General features: G+C 59.2%; 16 protein-coding genes and 1 tRNA gene. All 17 read right to left on the bottom strand.

Annotation, left to right across the window (positions count from 1 at the left end):
• Nucleotides 1-262: 262 nt before the first annotated feature.
• On the bottom strand, nucleotides 263-7,189 hold the full coding sequence (locus EIC84_RS23505) for a retention module-containing protein (RefSeq protein ID WP_134737346.1): 6,927 nt from the start codon (nucleotides 7,187-7,189) through the stop codon (nucleotides 263-265).
• Between the two features lie 258 nt (nucleotides 7,190-7,447).
• Nucleotides 7,448-8,086: a DNA-binding response regulator gene (locus tag EIC84_RS23500; RefSeq protein ID WP_003069989.1), complete on the bottom strand. Its 639-nt coding sequence runs from the start codon at nucleotides 8,084-8,086 to the stop codon at nucleotides 7,448-7,450.
• A gap of 33 nt (nucleotides 8,087-8,119) precedes the next feature.
• Nucleotides 8,120-9,532 (bottom strand): HlyD family type I secretion periplasmic adaptor subunit, encoded by a 1,413-nt coding sequence (locus tag EIC84_RS23495; RefSeq protein WP_003069987.1) that lies wholly within the window; start codon nucleotides 9,530-9,532, stop codon nucleotides 8,120-8,122.
• Nucleotides 9,529-11,667, bottom strand: a complete 2,139-nt coding sequence (locus tag EIC84_RS23490; RefSeq protein WP_050789012.1) for a type I secretion system permease/ATPase — start codon at nucleotides 11,665-11,667, stop codon at nucleotides 9,529-9,531. Before EIC84_RS23490 ends, EIC84_RS23495 begins: the two co-directional genes overlap by 4 nt.
• Before the next feature lie 182 nt (nucleotides 11,668-11,849).
• The gene (locus tag EIC84_RS23485; protein WP_003069983.1) at nucleotides 11,850-12,095 is read right to left on the bottom strand and encodes a hypothetical protein; all 246 of its coding nucleotides are present in this window, start codon (nucleotides 12,093-12,095) and stop codon (nucleotides 11,850-11,852) included.
• A gap of 38 nt (nucleotides 12,096-12,133) precedes the next feature.
• Nucleotides 12,134-13,645: a TolC family outer membrane protein gene (locus EIC84_RS23480; RefSeq protein WP_003069982.1), complete on the bottom strand. Its 1,512-nt coding sequence runs from the start codon at nucleotides 13,643-13,645 to the stop codon at nucleotides 12,134-12,136.
• A gap of 41 nt (nucleotides 13,646-13,686) precedes the next feature.
• A complete protein-coding gene (locus EIC84_RS23475) occupies nucleotides 13,687-14,262 on the bottom strand; it encodes a hypothetical protein (RefSeq protein ID WP_131361385.1) in 576 nt (191 codons plus the stop codon).
• 199 nt (nucleotides 14,263-14,461) lie between these two features.
• A tRNA-Pro gene (locus EIC84_RS23470) sits at nucleotides 14,462-14,538 on the bottom strand.
• A gap of 30 nt (nucleotides 14,539-14,568) precedes the next feature.
• Entirely contained in the window at nucleotides 14,569-15,018 is a 450-nt protein-coding gene (locus tag EIC84_RS23465; protein ID WP_003069980.1) for a MerR family transcriptional regulator, read from the bottom strand.
• A gap of 240 nt (nucleotides 15,019-15,258) precedes the next feature.
• Nucleotides 15,259-15,585, bottom strand: a complete 327-nt coding sequence (locus EIC84_RS23460) for an integration host factor subunit alpha (RefSeq protein WP_003069978.1) — start codon at nucleotides 15,583-15,585, stop codon at nucleotides 15,259-15,261.
• Nucleotides 15,586-15,613: 28 nt separating this feature from the next.
• Nucleotides 15,614-18,067, bottom strand: a complete 2,454-nt coding sequence (gene pheT, locus EIC84_RS23455; RefSeq protein WP_003069977.1) for a phenylalanine--tRNA ligase subunit beta — start codon at nucleotides 18,065-18,067, stop codon at nucleotides 15,614-15,616.
• A 165-nt stretch (nucleotides 18,068-18,232) separates the two neighbouring features.
• Nucleotides 18,233-19,285, bottom strand: a complete 1,053-nt coding sequence (gene pheS / locus EIC84_RS23450) for a phenylalanine--tRNA ligase subunit alpha (protein ID WP_003069975.1) — start codon at nucleotides 19,283-19,285, stop codon at nucleotides 18,233-18,235.
• 200 nt (nucleotides 19,286-19,485) lie between these two features.
• Complete coding sequence (gene rplT, locus EIC84_RS23445) at nucleotides 19,486-19,845, bottom strand: 50S ribosomal protein L20 (protein ID WP_003053572.1); 360 nt, start codon at nucleotides 19,843-19,845, stop codon at nucleotides 19,486-19,488.
• Between the two features lie 26 nt (nucleotides 19,846-19,871).
• Nucleotides 19,872-20,075 (bottom strand): 50S ribosomal protein L35, encoded by a 204-nt coding sequence (gene rpmI / locus EIC84_RS23440; RefSeq protein WP_003053571.1) that lies wholly within the window; start codon nucleotides 20,073-20,075, stop codon nucleotides 19,872-19,874.
• 193 nt (nucleotides 20,076-20,268) lie between these two features.
• Nucleotides 20,269-20,901, bottom strand: a complete 633-nt coding sequence (infC, locus tag EIC84_RS23435; protein ID WP_012838978.1) for a translation initiation factor IF-3 — start codon at nucleotides 20,899-20,901, stop codon at nucleotides 20,269-20,271.
• A gap of 82 nt (nucleotides 20,902-20,983) precedes the next feature.
• On the bottom strand, nucleotides 20,984-22,903 hold the full coding sequence (gene thrS, locus EIC84_RS23430; protein ID WP_003069971.1) for a threonine--tRNA ligase: 1,920 nt from the start codon (nucleotides 22,901-22,903) through the stop codon (nucleotides 20,984-20,986).
• A gap of 324 nt (nucleotides 22,904-23,227) precedes the next feature.
• Entirely contained in the window at nucleotides 23,228-24,559 is a 1,332-nt protein-coding gene (gene aceA / locus EIC84_RS23425) for an isocitrate lyase (RefSeq protein WP_003053566.1), read from the bottom strand.
• Nucleotides 24,560-24,732 lie beyond the last annotated feature (173 nt).

The raw sequence follows: 24,732 nt of genomic DNA, 5'->3' as shown, positions 1-24,732 counted from the left end.
TGGAAACAGGAGGCTAGGCGAAGTACTCAATCGAGCTGTAAAAAGAGCAGGCGCGCAAGACATAAATTGCTTGAGACGCCTGTAAATATTGTGATGACCGCTATGAATCTTGAAAGGTCGACGAGAACACAGTCAAGATGCAATGCTCACAAATGTAACCAATCAAGCAAGCTCTTGAAACAAGCTGCCGATCACAGCCGAGCGAAGAGGCAGAAGACTTGATATTTCAAGACTTCTGCCTGACCTCGCCGGGGGCGGCTTATCAGCTGTGGTCGATCTTGAGCTTGCCTTGATCGATCAGCTCCTTGATCAAGGCGTTCTGATCCGCCGTGGTGGTCAACGAGTGCCCAGCGGTGAGATCCACTCCCTTGAACGTGATCAGTTGATCGTAGTTGGAGCCTGTAGCACCCAAATTTCCATCGGTGGAGACCTTGAGCACGGTATCTGCACCACTCTTGGAGAAATTCAGGAACTTGGACAGATCCGTGCTGCCCTCCTCCCCTTGCAGCAGATCATGCAGGTCCAGCACATCATTGCCGTTGGTATCGGAGCCGCCCTTGCCGAAGTCGTTGATCACATCCTTGGCAGGAGCCGCAGTGGTTCCCTGATCGCCCTTGAGCCACAGGAAAACATCATCTCCTTCACCACCAATCAGCGTGTCATCGCCCTTGCCGCCGACCAGCACGTCATTGCCCTTGCCGCCACTCAGCGTGTCGTTGCCATTGCCCGCCAACAGGATTTCGCCGTCGTTGGTGCCTATCAGGTGGTTGCCCGACTGGTAGCTAACCGAGACGTTGGCGCTGTCGCTGTGGCCGTCCGCCGTCTGGATGGTGTACGAGCTATTCGCGGTAGCGCCGTCCAGGTTGACGTTGCTGTAGTCGACCTTCATGGTGAGCGTATAGTTTTCCGCGCTAGTGTTACCCGTGCCATTCCCATTGTCGGGGATGTTGACAATGTGGATCTCGTAGTTGCCCGACTCAGTCACAGGAATCGTACCTCCATCGGGAACCACGGTGTATGGTCCAGTCGAGCCGGCCAGACGGTATTCCATCCTGATCCAATTGGGGTCGGCGAAACTGTGATCCAAGGTCAACACTTCACCGGCGGTCAGCGCAATGAATAGAGTGTCTTGATCGTTGCCATTATTAGCGCCAACTTTGTCCAGATAGCCCTTCACCACCAGTTGGGCCTTGTCCGTACCCGCGCCGGTTTTCGTAAATTCACTGCGCGCGATCGTCAGTTCCTTAGTGTTCTTGTTGTTGGCGATGTCATAGGTCCTCAACGTGCTGCGCGTGAAGTCCTTGCCTTGATCCCAGCCCGTATTCACTGTCAGCGGGCCCATAGTCAGCGCACCCGTACCGCGCACGTCGTTGGCCAGCAGTGCGCCGGACTGCACCGTGAGCTGCGTGCCCATGATGTTGGTGATGATCTTGTCATTCACCGCATCCGGGGCCTGGTACACCGGCGCCGTCACGTTGACCGTGATGCTGGAACTCGCCGTGTCGCCGTCGCCGTCCTGCACCGTGAACTGGATGGTGTCGGTGCCGGCCGTCTTCGGTACGTAGCGGTAGTTGCCCAGGTTGTCGCCAGCCATGTCAAGCGTGAACTTGCCATGCGCGGTGGTCACGGTCAGTTCGGACGTGGCGGGGTCGAAGCTGTACGTGGCGCCCGAGGTGGCGGTCACCTTGTTGGTCGCGGCATCGTAGTTGTACGTCTTGCCTTCGATGACCAGCTGCGTGATGCGCGCACCGCTCAGGTCGGCGCCCAGCGTGCCGCCCGCGGCGATGTCGCCGTTGATGGGTGGCGCGATGGTGCCTTCGATCGCCGTGTCGAGACCGTTGAGGTCCTTCACGAGGATCGTGTTGCTGTCTGCGGGCCGGTCAGGGTTATAGGAGATCGGATCGATGTAGCCGCCGGTGGCGCCAGTACCCAGGCCGATGCCATAAGAGTTGATATGGTTGTCCGCGAGGAACTTTTCCCACGTCGCCTGTTGGGCGGAATTGACGGAACGGTTCGAATCGGGTTCTCCGTCGGTGAAGAAGTAGGAGATGTTCTGGACGTTGCCACCCTCCAGCTTGCCCGTGCCGGAGTTGTTCCAGGCATTCATCGCAGTGTCCAGCGCGGTCTGGTAGTTGGTGCCGCCGCCATAACCAAGGCCGCTCACCAGCGCCTTGGCTTCCGCCAGGGACATCCAGCCGCCGCCCTTCTGCGAGGCTGAGGTATTGAACTCCACGATCATCACGCGGACGTCGCCGGCTTCGCCGTACTTGTCGAGCAGGTTGTTGACCGAGGACTTCAGTACCGCCAGGCGCGACAGCTGCGTCCAACCGTTGTACACGCCGCTGCCATAATTCATGCTGCCAGACGTATCCAGCGTCAGCATGATGTTGGTGCCGTGCGAAGACAACGCCGAGCTTTCGGCGATCGGCTTGAGGCTGGGAGCCGTGTCGGTGATCAGCACGCCCAGGTCGCCCGTCGCCTTGCCACCGAACTTGTCTTCCACCGTAATCTGGAAGTGGTCCTGCACGTTGGTGTCGTCACCGGTGTGCGCCTGCTGGCCGCTGGTCTGGTAGGTGTAGCTGACCTTGCCGGTCGTGGCGTCGTATCCGGTCAGCGTCAGCGTGCCTTTGCTGGTCGTCAGCGTGACCGGATTGTTCACCAGGTCGGCCAGACGGTCCAGCGTCAGGGTTGCGTCGGCGTTGTCCGGGCCATCGAGCGTCAGCGACTTCAGGCCTGCGCTCGCGGTGATCGTGAACGTGCCGCTGCCGGAGGCCAGAGCTTCCGACACGCTGATGGCGCCCGGCGCAGCGAGGTTGTAGTCCTCGATGTTGAGGCTGGGAGCAGGAGGTTCCACACCCGCCACTTCGAAATGGCCAGCGGTGGAGTCACCGTCGGCATCCGTCACCTTGTAGGTGAAATCGAGCTTGCCGTCCGCGGTGCCTTGCATCGGCTGGTATTGATAGAACTCCCACTTGCCGGTGGCTGGCGTCAAGCGCATCTCGAAGATGAGATTGCCCGACGGGTCGCGGCCTTCGATCAGATTGCCGTTGCTCAGCGTCGTCGTGATGTTCGCGCCGTCGCGCGTCTTCAGGCCGCCTTCCGCGCCGGTCAGCTCCAGACGGCCTGCGCCGTCGGCCCCGTAGCCGTAGTTCAGAGTGCCTTCGCCGTAGGCGATAGCCTGGACGGTATTGCTACCCAGGAAGGTAATGCCCGTGACGGTGAAGTCGCTGTTGTCGCTGGACGAATCCTTGTGGTTGTCCGTGGCCGAAATCACGATCGTGTCGAAACCGCCTTCTTCGACGCGGAAGTTGGCTGCGTAGTCGCCGCCGTTCTGATCGGAGGTGAAGGTGCGTTCGGCGATCAACACGCCATTGCGGTAGAACTTCGCGACGCCGCTTTCCACCTCGCCGCCGTACATGGCGCCGAAATCGATAGTGGCGCCATAGGCAACCTTGCCACCAGTCAGGCGTATGGTCAGTTCTTCGGACGCGCCCTTGCCATCCGGTCCAACGCGGTAGTCGATTTCGTTGGCGATGTTGTGATACGGCGCATCCTTGCTTGCGACACCCAGGCCGGTCTTGCTTTGGTTGACATTGGCGTCGATCAGCGTCAAGTCAGACTTGGACGTGAAGCCCTTGGCCGTGACTTCGATCGCGCCATTGCCGAAGGTCATCTTCATCTGGTTGGTGCTGGTCTGGGAACCAGCGAAGCTCACCTTGCCCGTGTAGACATCAGGGATGTTGGTGGTTTGCACCGAGACGGGGTCGTTCGGTTGCACCACCGGCGAGTCGTCCTCGATCGTGATGTTGATGTTGGTGGACACCGCCGGATTGACGCCATCCGACACCTTGACGCCGACCGATAGGCCCAGCGTGTCTTCACGCGAGGTGTCGGGGTGGTCGACCGGAGCCAGCAGCTTCACGTTGTAGGCGCCGTTATCGTCGATCTTGATGACGATGGCGTCCGTGCCGCCCGCGCGGCCCGTCAGCGTGTGTCCATTGTCGGACAGCGCCCAGACTATGGGCGTGCCGTGGGACGTCAGGGCGCTATTGGCGGGCGCAACCAGCGTAATGCTGTAGGTGGCGTTGTTGTCGTCGGTGATCGACAGTTGGCCGTTCGCCTGGGGCGAATCGGTCGTATCCGATGTGCCGTTGCTGTCTTTGATGCCACCAGCCAGGCCTTCTTCGGAGACGGCCGTGTTTCCATCTCCAACGACAGGCGGCTTGTTGATGTCGACGATTGCGGCGTTGCCGCTATCGGTGATGCCCGAGGGCAGCGCGGTGCCGCTGGCGGTGGCACCGGTCAGCGTCGCCGTCAAGGTCATGCTCTCACGGCCTTCGTAAATGCCGTCGGGCGTGGTCGGAACCGTGACCACGATGCCGCCGGTGGTGCCCGCGGGCACCTTGAAGCTGTAGGTGCCGTCGGCGTTGGCAGTGACGGTGACGGACTGGCCGCCGATGCTGACAGTGGGAACACCATGGTCAGCCGCGGTGATCTCGCCGCCGAGCTTGAAGGTCAGCGTGGTTTCGGCATCAACTGCCTTGTCCAGGCTGACGTTGAAGTTCGCTGCGTTGCCTTCGATGACATCGCCCGCATCCTTTACATCCAGCTTGGGCACGTCAGCGCCCGGACCTTGGCTGTCGACGATGGCGGCGTTGCCGGTGTCGGTGATGCCGGCGGGCAGATCCACGCCGCTGGCGGTCTTGCCGCTCAGCGTGGCTTCGAGGGTCAGCTTCTCGCTGCCGCTGCCTTCGAAGACGGCGTCGTCGGTGGTCGGAACGGTGACCACGATGCCGCCGGTGGTGCCGGCCGGGACCTGGAAGCTGTAGGTGCCGTCGCCGTTGTTCACCAGGGTGACCGTGGTGCCACCAATGGTGACCACGGGCGTGCCGATATCGTCGGACTCGATGTCACCACCCAGCTTGAAGGTGATGGTGGTGGCGGCGTCGACGGCCTTGTCCAGCGTGATGTTGAACGTGGCATCGGTGCCTTCGTTGACGTCGCCGGGGTTGGACACGTCCAGCTTGGGCACGTCAGCGCCCGGATTGGGGTTGCCCGGATCCGTGCTTTCGGTGTCGACGATTACGGCACTACCCGAGTCGGAGATACCGGACGGCAGCGTGCCGCTGGACGTTTCCCCGGTCAAGGTAGCCGTGAGCGTCATCTGCTCACGGCCTTCAAAGACTGCGTCATCGTTGGTCGGAACCGTGACAACGATGCCTCCCGTGGTGCCAGCGGGAAGCGTGAAGCTGTAGGTGCCGTCGGCATTCGCTGTGACCTGGACGGTCTGGCCCCCAATGGTGACCGTCGGCGCTCCGTGATCGGCCGTTTCGATCTGGCCGTCCAGCTTGAGCGTGACCGTGGTGTCCTTGTCAAGGTCGACCGTGTTTTGCAGGCTGATGTTGAACGTGGCCGAGGAACCTTCGTTCACGTCACCGGCGTCGGAGACGGTAATCGTGGGTACGTCGAGGACCGGCGTGACACCGATATTGATGATCGAGGTGGCTTTGCCGCCATTGCCGTCGTCGACGATGACCGTGAACTGGTCAGGACCGTTGTAATTCTCGTTCGGCGTGTAGGTATATTCACCCGTGGTCGGGTTGAACACCAGCGTGCCATTCTCCGGCTGCTTGTCGACCGTGTAGGTCAGGTTGTCGCCGTCGACGTCGGTGCCGACGACCTTGCCGCTAACGGGCTGTTCCTCGGGCGTCGTATGCTCATAATTGGGAACCAGCGGTGCGTCATTGACCGGGGTGACGCCGATCTCGATGACGGAAGTGGTCTTGCCGCCGTGGCCGTCATCGACGATGACCGTGAACTGATCGGGGCCGTTATAGTTTTCGTTCGGCGTGTAGGTGTACTCGCCGGTGGTCGGATTGAATTCCAGCTTGCCGTGCTCGGGCTGCTTGTCGACCGTGTAGGTCAGCGTGTCCCCATCGGGATCGGTGCCAGTGACCTTGCCGCTGACGGGCTGGTCTTCCGGCGTGGTGTGCTGATAATTGGGCACCACAGGCAGATCGTTGGTGCCAGTGATGGTGACGGTGATGGTCTGAGTCGCTGTGCCGCCGTGACCGTCGTCGACGGTCACGGTGATGGTATCGGTGACCTTCTGACCTTCGGCCAGGGCCTGGACCTTGGGATCGTCGTTGTTCAGCACATAGGTCCACTCGCCGTTCTGGTCAACCGAGAAGCTGCCGTACTGGCCCTTACCTTCGTTGCTGACGCTCCAGCTGTGGGTATCGGTGATGTCGACATCGGCCACGTCGAGCTTGCCGGTGACCACCGACACGCCGTCTTCGGCCAAAGCCCCATCGGCCTTACCGGTGAGGACGGGATCGTCGTTGGTGCCAACGATGGTGACAGTCAATGTCGCAGAAGAACTGGCGCCGTCTTTATCGACCAGGGTATACGTAAAAGTTTCGACCAGGGTCTCACCCACACCCAATGCCTGCACAGCATTCAAGCTGCTATCAAGCTGATAGCTGTAGCTGCCATCGGAGTTGAGGGTAATCTTGCCATACAGCCCTTGATCTGCGCCGACCAGAACAACTCGATGCTCTGTGAGGACCCCTTCGCCCAATTTGTCGTTGGCGAGCACATTGCCTTGCAAGGCGGATACCGCATCTTCGAAGATCACACCCGAATCAGCACTTGCCTGGGGAATGCTTGTGACAGGCTGAGGCGGCGTAACTTGATCCGTGTTGTCCGCCAAAGCGCCCACCCCACTAAAAAGTGGAAGGACAGTAGTCGCTGGTACAGGACGTCCATACTCCAGCGCCAGCGGCGACACCGCCTCAATGATGCTGGAAAGGCGCACAAAAGTGCTGCCACCCTCGCTGCCGCCCGACAATGTGGCCGCCGTGGGATCCAGCTCATCGAACGGATCCTGGCCGGCATTGATGGCCGCAATGATCTGGTCAATCTGCGCATTCGCGGGGCTCGCCACAGCCGCCTCTTCCACGGTGGGCGGCTGAATCAGGTCCGCAGTGAGATGCACATCCTGGTTCTCGCCCACCATCAGCGGTGGCTGACCATCCGCCTGCAACTGCACGGTGCTGCCGGAAGCCGTCACTATCTCGGCGTCAGCGGGAATACGCATGCCTTCACGGAGCACCGTCAGATTGCCATCAGAACCACGCATCCAAGCCTGGCCAGTGAGTTTGGTAACGAGAACGGTTTGAGCTGCCATGAGGGTCTGCCTATCCAGTCAGATTAAAAAGTGAAGGTGCACAAAGACACCTCTCCAATATTTCAGCTGAATGGTAGAAGCCAAGGCCCCACAGCACTATTGGCGCCAAAGCCAATCGGGATCTGTTTTATTCGATCTCTGCTGCTGTAAATCAAAAAAAGCCTGAAGCCTGCATATTGCAGGCTTCAGGCTTTTCAGCAACAGGCACTCCAGAGGAAAGAGGTGACTAGGTATTCATCAGTAACCCAAAAATCAGGCTCAAGCCAGCTGCTTGCGCCCGATACCGTGAACCTTCAATGTCAGCATCAATCGATCCTGTACCTGCAGTTTCTCAAAAACAGCAGACAGATGGGCCCGCACAGTACGCTCGCTGATGGACATGCGTTCGGCAATCTCCGCATTGCTGTCACCCAGCGATGCATAGCGGGCAACCTCCTGCTCGCGTGCAGACAATGGTTCGGCCCAGTCCGACTCATGCTCAGGCAGACGGGCGTCCACATCGCGCAACAAGCGCTGCAACAGAGAACGTCCAAGCCAGATGTTGCCGCCAGCCATGCTTTGCAGCATCCGTGCCAGCACCTCCGGGCTCGATTGCGCATGGGCGTAGCCCGATGCTCCGCGGGACAGCAGGTTTCGCCCCTCCTCATCGCTGGGGCGGTTGCTGAGAACCAGAACCTGAAGATCCTTCAGCAGCTCAATCCAGCGGGCCGCTGTCGACTCGGGCAAGGATGGCAGGGCTGCATCCAGCACCACCACGGTACGACCTTGCTGCTTCCAACGTTGCAAATCGGCCAGACTCTGGCCGCGCGCAGGCATCCACTGAGGGCCTGCGATCTGCTGCCATTCCTGCCACAGCGTGGCATCCTGAGTCAGCATCAATACAGGCAAGGCATTCATAGAGTTCCTTTGTAATTGTTGGCGATCCATGAACTAACGTTCGATCAAGGCATTGGACTTGGCACGCAGAATCGGCTTGAGCAGATACTGCATCAAGGTGCGCTTGCCCGTGAGGATATGCACCTCGGCCTGCATACCAGGAATGATGGGGCGCGAGTCATCGCCCACGTGAGCCTTCTCCGTGCGCACCTTCACGACATAAAAGGAGTTCCCCTTTTCGTCGGTAACGGTGTTGGCACCGATCTGCTCCAGTTTCCCCTGCAGACCTCCATAGATGGCAAAGTCATAGGCAGTGAACTTCACTTCAGCCTGCTGACCAAAATGCAGGAAGCCGATGTCGCGCGGATTGATCTGCACTTCCATCAACAAGGTGTCATCCAGCGGCACGATGTCCAGGATGTCCTTGCCCGGCTGCACAACACCGCCGACGGTATTCGCCATCAAGGTGTTGACCGTGCCGCGCACGGGTGCGCGCACTTCGGCCAGCTTGACGCGATCCTCCAGCGCCACCTTGCCTTGCTCCAAGGTGCCCAGTTTGGCCTGGGTTTCCGAGAGCTCGGAGCGAGACTGATTGCGCATATTCAGCTCCGACTCCTGAATCTTGCGCTCCGCTTCCTGAATCGCAGCCTGAATGCGCCCGATCTGCGCACCGGCCGCCTTGGCCTCGCCACAGAAGCGAGCCACATCGCGTTGCAGGCGCAGCAAATCCACTTCGGACACTGCTCCACTCTTGAGCAAGGGGCGAGTCACCGAAAGCTCTTCGGACGTCAAGCTGCAACTGGAGGAGGCCTGGTCACGGTTGGCCTGCGTTTCGCGCAGCTCCTGCTGACGTTGGCGCAACTGGTCACGCGCAATATTGACGTTGGTGTTGAGCTCCTGGGAGCGGCTCTCCCACATGCGCCGCTCCATCTCCACCAACTGAGGCGCCAGAGCCTGCACATCTTCCGGAGCCTTGAAAGGCTCGCCCGATGCCAGGGCCTGAAGACGCGCGGCCTTGGCCTTCAATGCCAGAAGTTCGGCCTTGTTCTCGCCCAGGGACGAACTGTAGCGCGTTGGATCGATGCGCAAGATGACCTGCCCCTGCTCTACATGCTCGCCGGGGTGCACCAGAATTTCCTTGACGATACCGCCATCCAGGCTCTGCACCACCTGAACCTGACGCGAAGGAACCACCTTGCCCTGGCCTCGCACCACTTCATCAATGCGACCCAGGCAAGCCCATAGCAACAGAACCACCACGGTGACCAAAGATACCCATATCAACAGACGCGAACCACGCGCCTGCTGCTGCCCTGCAGCCCACTGCGCATCGGCCTTGAGGTCATCCGGCTGATGCGTTCCGACAACCTCGCTGCCGTCAAGCAGCCATCGCTCCAGTCGCGTCCAGCGCGCCTTGAGCGCATCCTTGAAGCGCGACGGCTTTTTTTGGGGTTTGGACTCGCTCATGCTCGCCCTCCTACTCCACCAATCCGTCCCTGCTTCAGGGCTTCGATCACCTGATCCTTGGCTCCATCGGCAACAATTCTGCCGCCATCAATCACGATCAGCCGGTCAACCAAGGTCAACAAGGCCGTGCGATGAGTGACCAGCAAAATGGTCTTGCCCTGGGAGGCCTCTTCCAGACGACGTTTGAGCTGTGCCTCGCTCTGGTTGTCCAGATTGCTGCTGGGCTCGTCCAGCAACAATATGGCCGGGTCGTTGATCAGGGCACGAGCGACAGCAATGGATTGGCGCTGGCCGCCAGAAAGTGACTCGCCCCGCTCGCCAACCAACATGTCGTAGCCCTTGGGATTGCGCGCCGCGAAATCATCCACACCCGCGATGCGTGCCGCATGCAGCATGTCTGTCTCATCCGCGAATGGCGCACCCACCAGCAGGTTGTGCTTCAAGCTGCCATAGAACAGCATCGGGTCCTGCGGCACATGCCCGATGGCCCGCCGCAGATCCACCGGGTCTATCTGGCGGGCATCCATACCATCGATCAGAACCGAGCCTTCACTGGGCTGATACAGCCCCAAGACCAGCTTTTCAAGCGTGGTCTTGCCCGAGCCGATACGCCCAATGATGCCAACCCGTTCGCCAGGTCGGAGCGAAAAGCTCACTCCCGAAAGACTGGCCTGCTCGCTTCCCGGATAGCTGAAGCTGACATTGCGAAACTCGATGGCGCCACGCAGATCCGGACGTGAGACGAATTCGCGCTCAGCTTCGTGCTCGACCGGCATCTTCATATAGTTGTCAATGGAATTGAGCGAGGTGCGCGCATTGTGAAACTGCATCATCAGCCCCGCCACCTGACCAAAGGGTGCCAGACAACGCCCTGCAATCATGGAGGCTGCAATGATGCCACCCATGGAAAGCGACGCATCCTGCACCTGATACACGCCGATGACGACCACGGCTATGGTGACCAGTTGCTGCAAGGTCTGAACAAAGTTCACCGTACCGGACGAGATGAACTTGATCTTGCCCCCCATGTAGGCAATGTACTGAGTGGAGCTCTCCCACAAACGCTGCACTCCGCTTTGGGCATTGAGCGCCTTGACCGCCTCCAGATTGGTCAGCGACTCCACGAGCAGCGCGTTGCGCTGAGACGAAGCCTGAAAGGTCTTGAGCGTCAGACTCTCCATGCGTGCCTGGGCCCAGAAGGAAACCAGCAAGATCGCGGCAATCGCCACCACAGGCGGAATCAGCATCCAGGGCGAAACCCATGCAATCGCCACCAGAAACAGAAGCACAAAAGGCAGATCCACCAAGGTCGTGAGACTTGCAGACGCAATGAAATCACGGACCGACTCAAACGAGCGCAGATTGGCCGCAAACGAACCGACGGATGCGGGTCGGCTCTCCATGCGCAAGTCCAGAACGCGCTCCATGATCTGCGCGGACAACTGCACATCCACACGCTTGCTCGCGGCATCCACAACATAGGCACGCGTCGTCGTCAGCACAAAGTTGAAGATCAGCACCAAAGAAATGCCGATAGCCAACACCCACAATGTTTCCACCGCGTTGTTGGGCACCACCCGGTCATACACGTTCATGCTGAACAAAGGCATTGCCAGCGCGAAGACGTTGATGAGTACGGCTGCCAGCAAGGCATCGCGGTACAGGCGCCGATTCTCCAGGATCACCGCCCAGAACCAGTGACTGCTGCGGGGCTCCATGCCTTGCTGCACGGAGCGCGGCTCGAAGCGGAACTGCGGACGCACAAAGCACATCAGCCCCGCGTAGTCCTGCAGCAAAGCCTGGGCCTCTACCTCGACCGGACTCTCCGACTCCGGATACTGCAACAGGAAGCGACCGCTCTCCAGCGCTCTGAGCAACAGACAGGCACGGCCTCCATTGAGAATCAAAATTGCCGGCAGCAAGCCCTGAGGAACGGCGTCAAGACTGCGCTGCACGATACGCGTGCTGAACTGTGCACGAGCCGCAGCGCGAGCCAGCAATGAAGGCGTCAGGCGCTGATCCACCAACGGCAGACCATTGCTCAGTGCCTGCGCGGTGTAGGGCTTGCCATGCAAGTTGGTGAGCTGCACCAGGCAATCCAGCAAGGGATCCGCATGGGTCTCATGGGCCGGCATGCGCCAGTCCCCGGCCGGTGCATGCGCCGAGCTTCGCGCCCCCAGAAAGGCCGGACCGGCCTGCTCCGCCGCAGCCGCGGCTTCCGGCAAAGAACCTTGCCCGGCCTTCTGAGTCGCATCCGTACCGTTGCTCGATGCCAATGAAGGCTCAAAGTCTGGTCTGGTCATCTTCAACAATCAACCTATAAAAGCTCTTCGTCGTCATCAATCAAGTCCAGCGAATTACGCATACGCTGGCGCGCCTGCTTGCGCTGGTTCAGCTTCTCCAGCGCCTGCGGCGGAAGATCCGTCAAGCGCAAAGCCCCATTGGCAAGCAAGGCGTCAATCAAGTCCTCGAGAACGCGGATGAAATCCGCATCCAGTGCCGACAACTCCTGCCGGGAGGACTGCTCCGACGGTGGTGAATCGCTTTTATCCATCTTGTTCATCAACTCCCACTAAAAGCTGCACCAGACTCCACCTGCTATCACTGGCGGCCCGTCGCACCAGATGCCGGCGCTTGGGCTGGAGCCCCCAGATCAACCGCTGCGCTGGCAGGCACAGGCGTCAGATTGCTGGTGTCCGGCACCGAGGATTTGCAGCTACGCAGCAGATCATCCGGCAAGTTCAGTGCCTGCTGCTCATCCGGACGGCTGTCGTCATGCGGCTGCGCGAGCCCCAGCACAGGCAGAATTTGGCTGGACAAAGTCAGCCACTGGTACTCGGCCTTCTTGAGGTCATATTGAGCGTTGACCAGGGCACGCTGGGCATCGAACAACTCGTTTTCCGTATTGAGCAGATCCAGCAGCGAACGCTGACCGATCTTGAATTGCTGCTGATACGCCACGCGGACCTTGGCCGTAGAGAGAACATGCTCACGCAGGAACGGCGTTTGCTGACGCAGGCGGGCCATGTTGTTCCAGGTAATCGACAGCTCCTGCTGGAGGTTGCGGCAGGTGTAATCGCGCACATCCTGTGCGGCATAGCCCTGGGCAATCGTCTGACGCAGGCGTGCCTCGTCCGCACCACCGCGATACAGGTTGTAAGTCAGCATCAGCTGCACTCGCGAACTCTGCACATCCCAGTAGGCCGGCGAGTTCTGATCACGATCACGCCCCGTGGATGCCAGCAGCTCGAGCTTGGGCATATGCGCCCCCTTGGCAGCCTTCTGACCGGCCTCTGCCGCTTGCACCAGAGCCTGCTTCGACAATAGCAGCGGACTCGCGCGCAGCGACGCGCCGAAATCCTTGGCCGCCCCGGAAGCAGGCAGCTTGGCACTCACATCGGGCACCGGGTCCAGCGTGGCCGCAGGATACTCACCCACCACGCGGCGGTAGCGCTGCAGCACATCGTTGAGGTTGTTGCTCTCGGTCATCAGATTGGTCTGCGCCAGCGACAGACGACCACTTGCCTGCTCCAGGTCAACACCGCGGCCCACGCCGGACTGCTGGCGCTCACGCAACTGCCCCAGCGTCACCTGGTGCGTGCCGAAATTTTCACGGGCCAGCTTCTCCATTTCGCGATAACGCTGCACATCCAGATAGGCGGCGACAACATCATTGGCCAAATTTTCAGTGGTGGCGCGCAGATCGTAGAACTTGGCCAGCTTCTCAAAGCCCAACTGACGGATATTGCTGCTAGTGGTGAAGCCATCAAAGATCAGCTGACGCAGTTGCAGGTTCCAGCCCGGACGGTTCCAGTTCTGCGATGGAGCATCCTGAATATGGCTGCGCCACTCGCGACCGACCCAACCTTGCGCGGTGACTTGCGGACGCCAACCTCCCCGAGCCACGTTCTGACCCTCAGCGGACGAACTGAAATCCTGAAAGCGCGCCTGCACTTCGGGATGAGTCATCAGTGCCTGCTCGACAACCTTTTGCAGTGCAACACCCTGCTCGTTGGCTTGTTGCGCATTCATGGTCGTCTGAGCCATACCCCCCATGGCCCACGAGGCCACACCCAGAGTGGTTACCACTTGTGCAATCTGACTGAATTTCATTGTTATCCCTCTTGTTTGACTCCGACCGGGCAATGCGATGCCTAGCCCGCCAACAAATTGGCGAGAGCAATCGGTGCGACTTCTGCAAATCGTTCCCGCGGAAGCTGGTTGTTAATGCGGATCGGCTCGCTGCTGCCCGAAAAGGCATTGCATACGGCCTCAGAACTCGCAAAATGGAATTCTGTAACTCTCGTGCTCACAGCCTTTGGCGTCATGCCAACACCGCACAGGAGACTGACGGTCAGGTCAAGCTTGTTGCCTGATCGACAAAACTCACTATTTTTGCTTGACGACCCACCACTTAGCAGTGGTGAAAGGATGACATCACCAATCCCTTGACCAAACAAATCGCGCGGACAGGCTGTGGAGCGTCTATCGGCTAGACACAGCGCATTTGGAGATTTTCCTTTCCACGATAGCAAGGCGGAGCCTCCGGTTTCCGGCCGGTGTTCTTGACGCATAACCCTGCATGCGAAGCCGTGCGTTGATGGCAGATCTCCTGGCAGCACCATCAAACAAATGGATTCAGTTGCAAATCTAGCACAAGGCATGCAAGGATTTGTTTCAAAAAACCACTCAACCAGCCGAACTCCGAATTTTTTGCCGGGAATTGGCAATTCTTTTCATTCCTTCTTTATATCAAAGAAATTAAGAATCAATACCGCTTCCAGCACCGCAACCATCATAGCGGTGCACGCGTTACAAAGTGAAATCAGCCTACATCCAAAGTCAAAGTCGTAATCGAACAATTGACAATGAATTGATCTGAAATAGAAAAAGGGCTCCTGACTGAATAGTCAGAAGCCCTTGTCTAATTGGTCGGAATGGCGGGATTCGAACTCGCGACCCCTTGCACCCCATGCAAGTGCGCTACCAGGCTGCGCTACATTCCGAAGACTTGAATTATACACAGAAATTCGACATCAAAGAGAAAGCAGCGCCCTGATCTGCAAAAGCTCCTCTTTGACCTCTTCAATGCCCATTGTACCGGCAGGCTCCGAACGGCCCTGCTCCAGCATTGCAGCCAGCAGATGGCTTTGCGCCAGCTCTTCCCCCTGCAGGGGCTGGGCCGGATGCACAAGCACCGGCTGCTGCTCGACTGCTTTGCCGTGACCCGTCACCAGTTCGCGCAGACGATTTCGTGCACCGCTGATGGTGAAGCCCTGCTCGTAAAGCAGCTCGCGAATGCGACGCACCATCAACACCTCATGATGCTGGTAGTAGCGGCGGTTGCCACGACGCTTCATGGGCTTGAGCTGCACAAACTCCTGCTCCCAGTAACGCAGCACATGAGGCTTGACGTCGCAAAGATCCGCTACCTCACCGATGGTGAAATAGCGCTTGGCGGGAATTGCTGGCAAAGATGAAGCCATGGCTGGTTGCAAGCGGTCAATGAAGGAATGGGTGAAAGATATGCATTCACGACTTGCGCAAATCCGGATCAGGCACGGTGTTTTGTCGATAGAAATGCCCGCTATGCATTCCTGTTTGCGCAAGTCCTAGCAATATAGCGCGAAGAGCTGACAGGACCTTGCACCGCGCGCGACGCAAGACTGTCAGCTCTTCAGTGACCGATGCTCCGCTTGACAGTGCATCAGCCGTGTGCCAATCACTTAAGACCCCGAACTCTCGCCCTGGATCAGCTCCTTGAGCTTGCTGCTGGCATGGAAGGTCACCACGCGGCGAGCAGCGATGGGAATCAGCTCGCCGGTGCGCGGGTTGCGACCGGGCCGCGGCGCCTTGGTGCGGATCTGGAAGTTGCCGAAGCCCGAAAGCTTGACATCTTCGCCGTCCACCAGCTTTTGCGAGATCAGGTCGAAAAATGCATCCACCATGTCCTTGGCTTCGCGCTTGTTCAAACCGATTTCGTCAAACAGCAGATCGGCCAGCTGCGCCTTGGTCAGCGCGGGGCTGTCGATGCTCTCTACGGCAAGCTCCATGGGTCGATCTCCTTGTGGATTGAACATATCAGCGCAGACGAGCCGCAACGCGTTCAACCAGAGCCGCAATTGTGCCCTGCATGGCGGCCTCGATTTCCGCATCGGTCAGCGACGCAGTGTCGCTGCCCAGCGTCAGACGCACGGCCAGGCTCTTTTCATCCTGAGCCAGGCTGCCCGGCGCCGCTTCCTCGCCCGCCTTGAGCTTCTTGGGACGGAATACGTCGAACAGCACGGCCGAGCGCAGAATGCCGCCCTGCACACCTTGCTGCACGGCTTCCATCACCTGGGCGTGGGTCACGGCCTCCTTGACGACTACGGCAATGTCGCGCTCCACGGCCTGGTGCTTGGCCACGGGCTTGAACACGGGAACCTGGCGGGCCAGCACGGCATCGAGCTCCAGCTCGAACATCACGGGAGCCTGGGCCAGATCCCATTCCTGGCGCCATTGGGGATGCAGCTCGCCGACAAAGCCGATGGCCTTGCCGTCCAGCAGCACGCGCGCGCAGCGGCCGGGGTGCATGGCGGGGTGCTCGGCAGGCTCGAACACGGGCTTGGCCGGGGCCAGCAGTGCTTCCACATCGCCCTTGACATCGTAGAAGTCGACCTTGACTTCTGCCCTGCCCCACTGCAACTGGTCGGCAGCGCCGTAAGCGAGACCCGCCACGCGCATGGGCTGATAAAAGCCCTTGACCGTGGTGTCGGAGTCGACCACGGACTCGTCCTTGAAGAACACACGGCCCAGCTCGAACACGCGCACGCGCTGAGCCTTGCGGTCCACGTTGAACTTCAAAACTTGCAGCAGCGAACCCAGCAGGGACGAGCGCATCACGCTCAGATGGCTGGCAATGGGGTTGAGCAGCTTGATGGCGTTGTTGTTGCCAGCCAGCTCCTGCTCCCACTTTTCTTCGACAAAGCTGAAGTTGATGGTTTCCTGGTAGCCCAGGCCCGCCAGTTCGTGGCGCACGGCATAGGGGCTGCGCTCGTTCTCGGCGCGCAGCTTGGGCGAGATCGGGGCCAGCGGCTTGGTGGTCGGCAGGTTTTCGTAGCCGATCATGCGGGCCACTTCTTCGATCAGATCCTCTTCCAGATTGATGTCGAAGCGGAACGTAGGAGCAGTCACCGAAATCACGCCTTCCGAAGCCACGGTGGCAGGCAGACCCAGGCCGTTCAGGGCATCCAGGCATTGCTGCTGCGTCACGGCCATGCCAATGACCTTGGCCGCACGCGCCACGCGCAGTTGCACAGCCTTGGAGGCGGGCATATTGGGCTTCTGGTCGTCCATGGCGCCGACTTGCGTCTCGGGCGTGCCGCAGATTTCCAGCACCAGCGCGGTGATGCGCTCGATGTGCTCGGTGGTGAACTCGGGGTCCACGCCGCGCTCGAAACGGTGACCGGCATCGGTCGAGAAGTTGAAGTGGCGCGAACGGCCGGCCACGGCCTTGGGGAACCAGAACGCGGCTTCGATGTAGATGTTCCTGGTGTCGTCGGACACGGCCGTGGCGTCGCCGCCCATGATGCCGGCCAGCGATTCAACCTGCTTGTCATCGGCAATCACGCCGACTTTGAGGAAATCGTCGATCTTGATGGTGTTGCCGTTGAGCAGCTTGAGCGTTTCGCCCTCCTTGCCCCAGCGCACATTCAGTCCGCCGCTGATCTTGTCCAGATCGAAGATATGGCTGGGACGGCCCAGCTCGAACATCACATAGTTGGAGATGTCGACCAGGGGGCTGACCGAGCGCTGGCCGCAGCGTGCCAGACGGTCCACCATCCACTGAGGCGTCTTCACTTGCGTGTTGACATTGCGCACGATACGGCCCGAGAAACGGCCGCACAGATCGGTGGCGTCAATCTTGACCGGCAGCTTGTCCTGCAAGGCCACAGCAGCAGCGGGGAAGGACAGGGCTTTCAGAGGCGTGCCGGTCAGCGCCGACAGCTCGCGCGCCACACCGTAGACGCTCAGGCAGTGCGCCAGATTGGGCGTCAACTTCAGCGTGAACAGCGTGTCGTCCAGGTTCAGGTACTCGCGCACGTTCTGACCCAGCGGCGCATCGGCGGGAAACTCCAGCAGGCCGCTGGCGTCTTCGTCGATGCCCAGCTCCTTGGCCGAGCACAGCATGCCAAAGCTCTGCACGCCGCGCAGCTTGCCGATCTTGATCTTGAAGGGCTTGCCATCGGCACCGGGAGGCAGCTCGGCGCCCACGGTGGCGCAGGGAATGCGGATGCCCACACGCGCATTGGGCGCGCCGCAGACAATGTCCAGCAGCTCGGGCTGGCCGATATCCACCTTACATACGCGCAGGCGATCGGCGTCGGGGTGCTGCACGGCTTCCTTGATTTCACCGACCACGATGCCGGTGAAGGGAGGCGCCACAGGATCCAGCTCTTCCACTTCCAGACCGGCCATGGTCAGGGTATCGGCCAGCTGCTGGGTGGTCAGGTTGGGGTTGCAGTATTCGCGCAACCAGGATTCAGGAAATTGCATAGTCAGACTCTTTGGCGTTCATGCCAGTCGCACCGCAAGCGGTCTGCCACTGGCTGGGCATGCGTATCTCAAAAAGATGAGCTATCAGCGCTTGGTACATATGGATTTCAGCATCAGAACTATCTGAAATCATTTCATAGTATGCGCTAGCAGCTCACTTTTTTATTACTGAAACTGCGACAGAAAACGGATGTCGCCGTCGAAGAACAGGCGCAGGTCGTTCACGCCATAACGCAGCATGGTCAGGCGGTCGGGGCCCATGCCAAAGGCAAAGCCGATGTATTTTTCGGGATCCAGCCCCATGTTGCGCACCACATTGGGGTGCACCTGGCCGGAGCCCGCCACTTCCAGCCACTTGCCGGCCAACGGGCCGCTCTGGAACTGGATGTCGATTTCGGCCGAAGGCTCGGTGAACGGGAAGAAGCTGGGGCGAAAGCGCAGCACCAGATCATCCTGCTCAAAGAAGGTCTTGCAGAAGTCGGTGAACACGACCTTCAGGTCCTTGAAGCTCACGTTCTCGCCGATCCACAGGCCTTCGCACTGGTGGAACATGGGCGAGTGGGTGGCATCCGAGTCCACACGGTAGGTGCGGCCGGGAGCAATCACGCGGATCTCGGGCATGGTCTGACCGGCATCGAGCGCGTTGCGGTAATTCTTCACATGCTGCACGGCATGGCGCACCTGCATGGGGCTGGTGTGCGTGCGCAGCAGATTGGGCGCGTGCTGGGTGCCGCCTTCGACATAGAAGGTGTCGTGCATGGAGCGCGCGGGATGGTCTTCGGGCGTGTTCAGCGCCGTGAAGTTGAACCAGTCGGATTCGATCTCGGGGCCCTGGGCCACATCAAAGCCCATGGAGCCGAAGATGCCCTCGATACGCTCCATGGTGATGGAGACAGGGTGCAACCCTCCCGCGCCACGACGGCGACCGGGCAGAGTCACATCTAGCACCTCGGCCTTCAGATGGGCCTGCAGCTCGGCGTCTGCCAAAGCCTTGCGACGGGCGGTCAAGGCCGCTTCGATCGCCTGCTTGGCCACGTTGATGGCGGCGCCGCGCGACTTTTTCTCTTCGACGGAAAGCTGCGCCATGCCCTTCATGAGCTCGGTCATCTTGCCCGACTTGCCCAGAAACTGCGCCTTGGCATTTTCCAGATCAGCGGGGGTGTGGGCTTGCGCAAACAGTTGCTGTGCGCTTTCGACCAGAGAATCCAACTCGTTCATATCGACTCTTTATCGACTTGTAAAAATAAACAAGGGCTAGTGCCTTTTCAAGCCCTAGCCCTTGCTGTTTGTGCATCAGCAGCTACTGAACAAGACACGACTTCTGCAATCAAGTTCAAGCAAGATGCTCGCCCATCGGCAAATGCCTTTGGGGATTCTTGTCTGCAAAAGTCCTACAAGAGTAACTACCGATCGTGACCTCAGGCAGCCAGCTTGGCCTTGACTTGGTCGACGATAGCTGCAAAAGCAGCCTTGTCGTGCACGGCGATATCGGCCAGCATCTTGCGGTCGATTTCGATGGCAGCCTTCTTCAGGCCGTTGGCGAATTGGCTGTAAGTCAGACCCAGTTCACGTGCAGCAGCGTTGATACGAGCGATCCACAGCTGACGGAACACGCGCTTCTTGGTACGACGGTCACGGTAGGCATATTGACCAGCCTTCATGACCGCTTGCTTGGCAACGCGGAAGACGTTACCACGGCGACCGCGGAAACCCTTGGCCAGATTCAGAACTTTTTTGTGACGGGCGCGAGCCGTTACACCACGTTTGACGCGAGGCATGTGTTTTCTCCTAGTTCGTCAGTGAATTACAGGCCTGCGGAAGGCAACATCTTTGCGATGGAGCCCATATCGCCGGAATGCACGTTGACAATGCCACGCAGGTGACGCTTGTTCTTCGTGGTCTTCTTGGTCAAGATGTGACGCTTGAAGGCTTGACCGCGCTTGACGGTACCACCGGGACGAACGCGAAAACGCTTCTTCGCGCTGCTCTTGGTCTTCATTTTGGGCATGTGAATGCTCCTATTGAATTTGTGCTCGCAAGGCGGTGTGCAACCCGCACACACTTCGCTGGCCTCCGAGGCACTTGTTTGTCAGTCCGGCCAGGCCGGGCTGACGTCTTGCAGGCAAGCCTGCAAATTCTTTGTCTGCCGCATAAAACAAAAGTGGGCCAAGCCCACTTTTGCCGATAAGGCAAAACCGCAATTATGCCTTATCTGCAGCCTCAGGTGCAGCTGCGGCGCCATCAGCCTGTGGTTTTGCACCACCGGCGGGCTTCTTGCCGCCTGCACGAGCCGGTGCCACCATCATGATCATCTGACGGCCTTCCAGCTTGGGGAACTGCTCCACCTGGATGGAATCAGCCAGATCGTCACGCAGACGGTTGAGCAGATTCAGACCCAGCTGCTGGTGCGTGATTTCACGACCGCGGAAACGCAGCGTGATCTTGCACTTGTCGCCATCCGCCAGAAAACGGCGGATATTGCGCAGCTTGATGTTGTAGTCACCATCATCCGTACCAGGGCGGAACTTCACTTCCTTGATTTCGATGACGGTCTGCTTGGCCTTGGCTTCAGCAGCCTTCTTCTGTTCCTGGTACTTGAACTTGCCGTAATCCATCAGACGGCAGACCGGAGGAGATGCGTTGGCCGCAATTTCCACCAAGTCGACATCCAGCTCGCCGGCCATGCGCAGCGCTTCTTGCAGCGGCACGATGCCCAGAGGCTCGTTGTCGGGACCAGACAGACGCACTTCAGGCGCCATGATTTCTCGGTTCAGTCGATGCTTGCGCTCTTCACGGTGGCGCCGATCGCGAAATTCAGTAGCTATGGTTTTCACCCTTGGATTGAAATGGCTACAACAGCGTAGCCGGCTAGCGTGCCTTGCACGCTGACCGGCCCGCCACAAAAATTAATCTGCTTCAGGCCTTGGCCGCGATGTCCTTGGCGAGCAATTCAATGAATGCATCAACCGACATCACTCCGAGGTCTTTGTTACCCCGGGCGCGCACTGCAACCGCACCAGCAGCCTTCTCCTTGTCGCCCGCGACAAGGATGTAGGGCAGCTTCTGCATGGAATGCTCGCGTATTTTATACGTAATCTTTTCATTGCGCAGATCTGTCACCACTCTAAGGCTTTGATTCGGCAATGCTTTTTGCAGCTTCTGCGCAACTTCCTGCGCATAGTCGGCCTGAGCGTCCGTGATATTGAGCACGGCAGCCTGCACGGGAGCCAGCCAGGCAGGCAGCGCGCCCGAGTGATGCTCGACCAAAATGCCGATGAAACGCTCGAGCGAACCCAGGATCGCGCGGTGCAGCATGATGGGTCGATGGCGCTCGCCATCCTCGCCCACGAATTCCGCATCAAGACGCTCGGGCATGTTCGGGTCCACCTGGATGGTGCCGCACTGCCATTCGCGGCCCAGCGCATCCTTCAGGGTGTACTCGATCTTCGGGCCGTAGAACGCACCCTCGCCCGGCAGATACTCGAACTCGCAACCCGATGCACGCAGACCTTCGGCCAGCGCGTTCTCGGCCTTGTCCCAGGCTTCATCGGTGCCGATGCGCTTTTCGGGACGGGTCGACAGGCGATACAGGATGTTGGTGAAGCCGAAGTCGGCATACACCTTCTGCAGCAGCGAGGTGAAAGCCGTCACCTCGGCCTGGATCTGGTCTTCGGTACAGAAGATGTGACCATCGTCCTGTGTGAAGGCACGCACGCGCATGATGCCGTGCAGCGAACCCGTGGGCTCGTTGCGATGGCAATTGCCGAACTCGCCAAAGCGCAGAGGCAGATCGCGATAGCTCTTGATGCCTTGCTTGAAAATGATGATGTGGCCCGGGCAGTTCATGGGCTTCAAGGCATATTCACGCTTTTCCGAATCGGTGGTGAACATGTTTTCGCGGTACTTGTCCCAGTGGCCGGTCTTCTCCCACAGGCCCTTGTCCAGAATCTGCGGAGCCTTGACTTCCTGGTAGCCGTTGTCCTGATAGACGCGGCGCATGTACTGCTCGACCTGCTGCCAGACCGCCCAGCCCTTGGGGTGCCAGAACACGGTGCCGGGCGAGTGTTCGTCGATGTGGAACAGATCGAGTTCGCGCCCAAGCTTGCGATGGTCGCGCTTTTCGGCTTCTTCCAACCTGAACAGATAGTCCTTGAGCTCGTCCTTGGTTGCCCAAGCGGTACCGTAGATGCGCTGCAGCATCTCGTTGCGATGGTCGCCACGCCAGTAGGCACCGGCCACTTTCATCAGCTTGAAGTGCTTGAGCTTGCCGGTGCTCGGAACGTGAGGGCCACGGCACAGATCTTCGAAGGCGCCTTCGCGATACAGGCTCACATCCTCGTTGCTGGGGATGGAGGCAATGATCTCTGCCTTGTAGGCTTCGCCGATGCCCTTGAAGTACTGCACGGCCTCGTCGCGCGGCAGCACGCGGCGCACCACCTGCTCGTCCTTGTTGGCCAGCTCGGTCATCTTCTTTTCGATGGCGGCCAGATCTTCGGGCGTGAAGGGACGCTTATAAGAAAAGTCGTAGTAGAAGCCGTTTTCGATCACGGGACCGATGGTGACCTGCGCATCGGGAAACAGCTCCTTGACGGCATAGGCCAGCAAGTGAGCGGTGGAGTGGCGGATCACCTCCAGACCGTCGGCATCCTTGGCGGTGATGATGGACAGCGGCGAATCCTGCTCGATCACAAAGCTGGTGTCCACGACCTTGCCGTTGATCTTGCCGGCCAATGCGGCCTTGGCCAGGCCGGAGCCGATCGAAGCAGCGACGTCAGCGACCGAAACCGGGCCTGGATATTCGCGCTTGGAGCCATCGGGGAGCGTGATGTTGATCATGAAATTCCTTGTCAAACCAAATTTGTGTGGGTGAGGGCCAGCGCCAGAGCTTTGGAGTTGCCTGAAAGCAAAAAGCGCGGAACCAGTCCGCGCTTTGATGAGGGTGTCGAGAAATCTCGGGCAGGCGCGAACCGCCAGCTGCCATCAGCAGCTGAAGTACATCTCCGATGTAGTTCGCGGTGTCATAACCGTTGATGCCTTTCTCGCCCTTGTGAATTGAAGTCGCGCCATTTTAACCCGGCAAACAAAAAAGCGCCCGAGACTTTCGCCCCGGGCGCATAACCCCACTTTTTCTACCTAGACAGAGTCACGATTCATCGTGGCTCAATGGAACTGCTCTTCCTCGGTGGAACCGGTCAGCGCCTTGACGCTGGAAGAGCCGCCCTGGATCACGGTGGTCACGTCGTCGAAGTAACCTGCGCCCACTTCCTGCTGGTGCGAGACAAAGGTGTAGCCCTTGTCACGTGCCGCGAATTCGGGCTCCTGGATCATTTCCACGTAGTGCTTCATGCCCTCGCCGCGAGCGTACTCGTGGGCGAACTTGAAGGTGTTGTACCAGTTGCTGTGAATGCCGGCCAGCGTGATGAACTGGAACTTGTAGCCCAGTGCGGACAGATCTTCCTGGAAGGAAGCGATCTGGCTGTCGTTGAGGTTCTTCTTCCAGTTGAACGAAGGCGAGCAGTTGTAGCTCAGCAGCTTGCCTGGGCAGGCTGCGTGCACGGCCTGAGCGAATTCGCGGGCAAAGCCGATATCGGGCACACCGGTTTCGCACCACACCAGATCTGCATAGGGAGCGTAGGCCACGCCGCGGCTGATGGATTGCTCCAGACCGTTCTTGACACGGTAGAAGCCTTCCTGAGTACGCTCGCCAGTCAGGAACGGGATGTCGTTCTCGTCATGGTTGCTGGTGATCAGGTTGGCCGCCTCGGCATCGGTACGGGCCAGCACAATGGTGGGCACGCCCATCACATCGGCTGCAAAACGGGCGGCAATCAGCTTTTCGACCGCTTCGCGGGTGGGCACCAGCACCTTGCCGCCCATGTGACCGCACTTCTTGACCGCAGCCAGCTGGTCTTCGAAGTGCACTCCGGCAGCACCTGCCTGAATCATGTTCTTCATCAGCTCGAACGCGTTGAGCACGCCGCCAAAGCCGGCTTCCGCATCAGCCACGATGGGCAGGAAGTAGTCGATGAACTCCTTGTCGCCGGGGTTGATGCCCTTGCCCCATTGGATTTCATCGGCGCGCTTGAAGGTGTTGTTGATGCGGCGCACCATGGTGGGCACGGAGTCATAGGCGTACAGCGACTGGTCGGGGTACATGGTCTCGGAGGTGTTGCCGTCGGCAGCTACTTGCCAGCCCGACAGGTACACGGCTTCCAGACCTGCCTTGGCCTGCTGCATGGCCTGGCCTGCAGAGATGGCACCGAAGGCGTTCACATAGCCCTTCTTCGAGCTGCCGTTGATCTTGTCCCACAGCACTTCAGCACCGCGCTGGGCCAGGGTGTACTCTGGCTGCAGGCTGCCACGCAGACGCACCACATCGGCAGCGCTGTAACCGCGCTTGACGCTCTTCCAGCGTGGGTTCTGTGCCCAGTCTTTTTCGAGGGCTGCGATTTGCTGTTCACGGCTCAGTTGCTGAGTCAGGGATTGGGGCATGGTGCACTCCTTAGCGGTTAAAACAAGATGAATTGGTGTTCGTCCTTGGGATCTACTTTATGTCTGCAACGTTCTTCCGCAGAGTCTTATGTCTTATAAAAGACTGAAATTTATATTCAATAAAATCAATGGCTTATTTTTATTTTTCACAATAAGAAAACGCATTTCTCGTA

Origin of the sequence: Comamonas sp. A23 (genome assembly GCF_004522605.1) — a bacterium.
In the GTDB taxonomy this organism is placed as follows: Bacteria; Pseudomonadota; Gammaproteobacteria; order Burkholderiales; family Burkholderiaceae_C; genus Comamonas; species Comamonas thiooxydans.
The sequence above is the reverse complement of the archived record's forward strand: the minus strand, read 5'-3'. Positions and strand labels throughout refer to the sequence as shown.

Bases quoted from the DNA above. Each gene is read 5' to 3' on its own strand.
- EIC84_RS23500 (WP_003069989.1), bottom strand. From the start codon at position 8,086: ATGAATGCCTTGCCTGTATTGATGCTGACTCAGGATGCCACGCTGTGG.
- EIC84_RS23460 (WP_003069978.1), bottom strand. From the start codon at position 15,585: ATGGAGCTTGCCGTAGAGAGCATCGACAGCCCCGCGCTGACCAAGGCG.
- EIC84_RS23465 (WP_003069980.1), bottom strand. From the start codon at position 15,018: ATGGCTTCATCTTTGCCAGCAATTCCCGCCAAGCGCTATTTCACCATC.
- EIC84_RS23485 (WP_003069983.1), bottom strand. From the start codon at position 12,095: ATGAACAAGATGGATAAAAGCGATTCACCACCGTCGGAGCAGTCCTCC.
- EIC84_RS23505 (WP_134737346.1), bottom strand. From the start codon at position 7,189: ATGGCAGCTCAAACCGTTCTCGTTACCAAACTCACTGGCCAGGCTTGG.
- EIC84_RS23490 (WP_050789012.1), bottom strand. From the start codon at position 11,667: ATGCCGGCCCATGAGACCCATGCGGATCCCTTGCTGGATTGCCTGGTG.
- EIC84_RS23480 (WP_003069982.1), bottom strand. From the start codon at position 13,645: ATGAAATTCAGTCAGATTGCACAAGTGGTAACCACTCTGGGTGTGGCC.
- thrS (WP_003069971.1), bottom strand. From the start codon at position 22,903: ATGATCAACATCACGCTCCCCGATGGCTCCAAGCGCGAATATCCAGGC.
- pheS (WP_003069975.1), bottom strand. From the start codon at position 19,285: ATGAACGAGTTGGATTCTCTGGTCGAAAGCGCACAGCAACTGTTTGCG.
- pheT (WP_003069977.1), bottom strand. From the start codon at position 18,067: ATGCAATTTCCTGAATCCTGGTTGCGCGAATACTGCAACCCCAACCTG.
- EIC84_RS23495 (WP_003069987.1), bottom strand. From the start codon at position 9,532: ATGAGCGAGTCCAAACCCCAAAAAAAGCCGTCGCGCTTCAAGGATGCG.
- rplT (WP_003053572.1), bottom strand. From the start codon at position 19,845: ATGCCTCGCGTCAAACGTGGTGTAACGGCTCGCGCCCGTCACAAAAAA.
- aceA (WP_003053566.1), bottom strand. From the start codon at position 24,559: ATGCCCCAATCCCTGACTCAGCAACTGAGCCGTGAACAGCAAATCGCA.
- rpmI (WP_003053571.1), bottom strand. From the start codon at position 20,075: ATGCCCAAAATGAAGACCAAGAGCAGCGCGAAGAAGCGTTTTCGCGTT.